Below are 4,609 nucleotides of genomic sequence, written 5' to 3' on the forward strand. Positions count from 1 at the left end.
CCGTCCCGGTGGGGGGAACGGCAGCCGTTTTTCGTTCAGGAGGCTAGACGCTCAGTGTCCACCCTTGTGCTCGGCCTCGGCCGCGCCGGACTTGTCCGACTCGTGCCGCTCGGTCGCGCCCGCGTCGACCGGCACCTGGACCTGGACGGTGCCGTTCTGCTTGAAGTTGAACGCGACGTTGTAGGTCAGGCCCGGCGTGATGTCGCGGCTCAGGTTGGTGATCTCGATCAGGATCGGGCGCGCCTCGGGATCCTCGGCGGTCGCCGCCGGCTCCGCGGCGTGCTCGGTGCCGCCGGGCTTGGCCGAGGTCGGGGCGGCGGAGGTCGGGGCGGCGCCGTGCGCGTCGGTCGCCGGCGTGGCGGCCTTCACCGGCTTGGTCGCGGCGACCACGGTCTGCTGCGGGGCCAGCTCCACCGTCGACTTGCCCGCGGCGGGGGTGATCTTCACCGGGCCGAGGTCGGTGGTGAGGCTGGTCAGCTCGTCGGGCACCGACGGGCTGTTGTTGATGATCGACAGCGCGATGATCGCCTTGCCTGCCTTGGCGTTGGTGTACTCCGAGCCCTGGGCGGGGAAGACGATGTGCACGTTGCGCAGCGCGATCTTGCCGACGTCGGCGTGGTTGCCGTTGATCGCGGCGACCTGGTCCGCGGTCTGCGAGATCTGGCCCGAGCTACAGCCGGTCAGCGCGATCGCCGCGCCGGCGGCGAGTGCGGCAACCGGCACCATGCGACGTCGCGCCTTTTTCAGGGCGGTCACAGCTTTCAGGGCAGTCACGGGTTGTCCCTCCATGTCGACCGGGTCACTCCGCAAGGGAGAGTAATAACTAGGCAGCGTAGTAGTTCCCGTGGAAGACCGGGACCCCGGGCTGTGTCTGATCTGCGGCGCCTGCGGCACCGCGTGTTCGCGGCCCCCGGGCTCAGCATCGCGTAGCGATTCTATGAGGGGCGGCGGTCGGGCGACGGGTGGGCCGCGCCCGAGCGGCCGAGACTCGCGCCTGCGGCGCATGCGCTTCGGCCACTCGGGCGCGAGACGGGCCGCGAACGGCGCTCGCAGAACTCGCGCGTGTCGGTCGGCAGGGCGACGGCGCGGACACTCACATCGTTGATAACAGTTTGATCGAGGATCGCCGAATCGCGGACACACTGCCTGGTCAGGTCGGGGGGCCGGGACGGGGGCAATGCGGGGACATAACCTGTTCTGGCACAACGTAATGCACACCGACCGGGTTCTGTCAAGCCCCACCGCTGCCTCGTTGTGGCCCTGACCTGCACAGTTGATCGCGCCGTTATCGAGTCGCATGTTAAACTGTGAACATCGAAAGGGGCACGGGACACATGATTTTTAAGGTCGGAGACACCGTCGTTTACCCCCACCACGGAGCGGCGCTGATCGAAGCTATCGAGACTCGCACCATCAAGGGTGAGCAAAAAGAGTATCTGGTCCTGAAGGTCGCGCAAGGCGATCTGACTGTTCGGGTTCCCGCCGAGAACGCCGAATACGTCGGCGTACGTGACGTCGTCGGCCAGGAGGGTCTCGATCGAGTCTTCCAGGTTCTGCGTGCGCCGCACACGGAGGAGCCGACCAACTGGTCCCGCCGCTACAAGGCCAACCTGGAGAAGCTCGCCTCCGGCGATGTGAACAAGGTGGCCGAGGTCGTCCGCGACCTGTGGCGTCGTGAGCAGGATCGCGGCCTGTCCGCCGGTGAGAAGCGAATGCTCGCCAAGGCCCGGCAGATTCTCGTCGGTGAGCTAGCGCTCGCCGAGGGAACCGATGACGGCAAGGCCGAGACGCTGCTCGACGAGGTCCTCGCCGCGGCTTCCTGACCGTGAACAATCCCGACAACGGTGCTCGTCTCACCGACGGCGCCGTGGTTGCTTTGGTGCCTGCCGCCGGTCGCGGCGTCCGCCTGGGTGAAAGTGTGCCCAAGGCGTTCGTCCCGATCGGCGGCAGTCCCATGGTTCGGTACGCCGTCGAGGGCCTGATCGCCTCCGGCGCGGTCGACCGGATCATCGTTATGGTTCCCGCCGAATTCGTCGAGAGCGCCGTTGCCCTGCTGCCGCCCTCGGATTCGGTACACGTGGTCGTCGGCGGCGCCGAACGCATCGACTCGGTGCGGGCCGGCCTCGCCGCCGCACCCGAGGCCGCCTACTACCTCGTACACGACGCCGCGCGCGCCCTCACCCCGCCCGACCTGATCGCCCGGGTCGTCACCGAGCTGCGCGCCGGTCATCTCGCCGTGGTGCCCGCGCTACCGGTCGCCGACACCATCAAGTCCGTCGACGCGGCGGGCGCGGTCACCGGCACGCCCGACCGCGCGGGACTGCGCGCCATCCAAACCCCGCAGGGCTTCGCGGCCGGACTGCTGCGCTCGGCCTATCTCGCCGAGGGCGTCCAGGCCACCGACGACGCGGGACTGGTCGAACTCCTCGGCGCCCAGGTGCGCACCATCCCCGGCGACCCCCTGGCATTCAAGATCACCACCCCGCTCGACCTGGTGCTCGCCGACGCGGTCCTCGACGGCGCGAGCGCGCGCGAGGCGGTGGCCCGGTGAGCGCGAACGACACACCCGACATGCGTGTCGGCATCGGCAGCGACGTGCACCCGATCGAACCGGGCCGCCCCTGCTGGATGGCCGGGCTGCTCTTCGACGGCGACGACGGCTGCGCCGGACACTCCGACGGCGACGTCGCCGCCCACGCGCTCTGCGACGCGCTGCTCTCGGCGGCCGGACTCGGCGACGTCGGCGCGGTCTTCGGCACCGGACGCCCGGAGTGGGCGGGTGTCTCCGGCGCCGCCATGCTGAAGGAAGTGCGCAGGCTGCTCGACGAGGCCGGGTTCGAGACCGTCAACGCCGCGGTTCAGGTGATCGGCAACCGGCCCAAGATCGGACCGCGCCGCGCCGAGGCCCAGCAACTGCTCGGCGAGCTGCTCGGCGCACCGGTCTCGGTCTCCGGCACCACCACCGACGGACTCGGGCTCACCGGCCGCGGCGAGGGCGTGGCCGCCATGGCTACCGCCCTGCTGCGATCCTGTCGCTGACCCCGCTCCGACGGACCTGAGCCGGTCCGGGTACAGCCTTGTCTACCAGCTAGGATCGAACGCCGTGACGCTGCGCCTCTTTGACACCGACACGCGGACCATGCGCGAGTTCGCGCCCCTGGTCCCCGGCCGTGCCTCGGTGTACCTGTGTGGCGCCACGGTGCAGGGCGCGCCGCACATCGGCCACGTGCGCAGCGGCGTGGCCTTCGACGTGCTGCGGCGCTGGCTGCTCGCGCACGACTACGACGTCTGGTTCATCCGCAACGTCACCGACATCGAGGACAAGATTCTCACCAAGGCCGCCGAGGCGGGCCGGCCGTGGTGGGAGTGGGCGGCCACCTACGAGCGCGCCTTCGACAACGCCTACGAGACCCTGGGCGTGCTGCCGCCGTCCGTGGAGCCGCGGGCGACCGGCCACATCACCCAGATGGTCGACATGATGCAGCGGTTGATCGAGCGCGGGCACGCGTACGCCTCCGCGGGCAACGTCTACTTCGACGTGCTGAGCTACCCCGACTACGGCAGCCTGTCCGGCCACCGCCTCGACGACGTGCACCAGGGCGAGAGCGCGGGCGAGGGCAAGCGCGACCCGCGCGACTTCACCCTGTGGAAGGCCGCCAAGCCCGGCGAGCCGACCTGGCCGTCGCCGTGGGGCCCCGGCCGCCCCGGCTGGCACCTGGAGTGCTCCGCGATGGCCGAGTTCTACCTCGGCCCGGAGTTCGACATCCATTGCGGCGGAATGGATCTGGTGTTCCCGCACCATGAGAACGAGATCGCCCAGTCCAAGGCGGCCGGCGACGGCTTCGCCCGCTACTGGCTGCACAACGGCTGGGTGACCATGGGCGGGGAGAAGATGTCCAAGTCGCTGGGCAACGTGCTCTCCGTGCCGAACGTGCTCACCCGGGTCCGGGCCGTGGAGCTGCGGTTCTACCTCGGCAGCGCGCACTACCGCTCGATGCTGGAGTACTCGGACAAGGCCCTCGACGACGCGGCCCAGTCCTATCAGCGCATCGAGGCCTTCGTGCACCGGACCGTCGACCGCGCGGGCGAGGTGCAGGTCGGCAAGTGGACCGACGCGTTCGCCGCCGCCATCGACGACGACCTCGCCGTGCCGAAGGCGCTGGCCGAGATCCACCGTCTCGTGCACGAGGGTAACCGGGCGCTGGAGTCGGGCGCCCTGGACACCGCGCGGGACCTGGCCGCACAGGTCCGCGCCATGCTCGGTATCCTCGGTGTCGACCCGCTGGATCCGCACTGGTTCACCCCAGGAGACTCTTCGGCGGCACTCGGTGCGCTCGACGTGCTGGTGCGCGCCGAGCTCGACCGCCGTCAACAGGCGCGAGCAGACAAGGATTGGGCGAGCGCCGACGCCGTCCGCGATCGATTGCAGGCAGCCGGAATCGAGGTCACCGACACACAGAACGGCCCCGAGTGGGCCATCGGCGCAGCGCCGCAACCTGGAAAGGCCAAGTGATGGCAGGCAATTCGCAGCGTCGTGGCGCGGTCCGCAAGGGCGGAACCAAGAAGGGCGCCGTCGTCGGCTCCGGCGGGAAGCGCAGGCGCGGACTGG

General features: G+C 69.8%; 5 protein-coding genes. 4 read left to right on the top strand and 1 reads right to left on the bottom strand.

Annotation, left to right across the window (positions count from 1 at the left end; genetic code table 11):
- Positions 1-51 precede the first annotated feature (51 nt).
- The gene (locus tag ON39_RS02325; RefSeq protein ID WP_040730319.1) at positions 52-756 is read right to left on the bottom strand and encodes a copper chaperone PCu(A)C domain-containing protein; all 705 of its coding nucleotides are present in this window, start codon (positions 754-756) and stop codon (positions 52-54) included.
- A 578-nt stretch (positions 757-1,334) separates the two neighbouring features.
- Between ON39_RS02325 and carD the strand changes: the two genes are divergently transcribed.
- The 4 genes from carD (at position 1,335) to cysS (ending at position 4,513) form a co-directional block, all read left to right on the top strand.
- Positions 1,335-1,823 (top strand): RNA polymerase-binding transcription factor CarD, encoded by a 489-nt coding sequence (gene carD, locus ON39_RS02330; protein ID WP_011206964.1) that lies wholly within the window; start codon positions 1,335-1,337, stop codon positions 1,821-1,823.
- Between the two features lie 2 nt (positions 1,824-1,825).
- The gene (gene ispD / locus ON39_RS02335) at positions 1,826-2,551 is read left to right on the top strand and encodes a 2-C-methyl-D-erythritol 4-phosphate cytidylyltransferase (RefSeq protein WP_051186220.1); all 726 of its coding nucleotides are present in this window, start codon (positions 1,826-1,828) and stop codon (positions 2,549-2,551) included.
- 20 nt (positions 2,552-2,571) lie between these two features.
- The gene (gene ispF, locus ON39_RS02340; protein WP_040730325.1) at positions 2,572-3,039 is read left to right on the top strand and encodes a 2-C-methyl-D-erythritol 2,4-cyclodiphosphate synthase; all 468 of its coding nucleotides are present in this window, start codon (positions 2,572-2,574) and stop codon (positions 3,037-3,039) included.
- A gap of 64 nt (positions 3,040-3,103) precedes the next feature.
- Positions 3,104-4,513 carry a cysteine--tRNA ligase gene (gene cysS / locus ON39_RS02345; protein ID WP_040730321.1) on the top strand — a complete coding sequence of 470 codons (1,410 nt, stop codon included), beginning with the start codon at positions 3,104-3,106 and terminating at the stop codon, positions 4,511-4,513.
- Positions 4,514-4,609 lie beyond the last annotated feature (96 nt).

It is taken from the genome of Nocardia tenerifensis NBRC 101015 (assembly GCF_000308715.1).
GTDB lineage: Bacteria > Actinomycetota > Actinomycetes > Mycobacteriales > Mycobacteriaceae > Nocardia > Nocardia tenerifensis.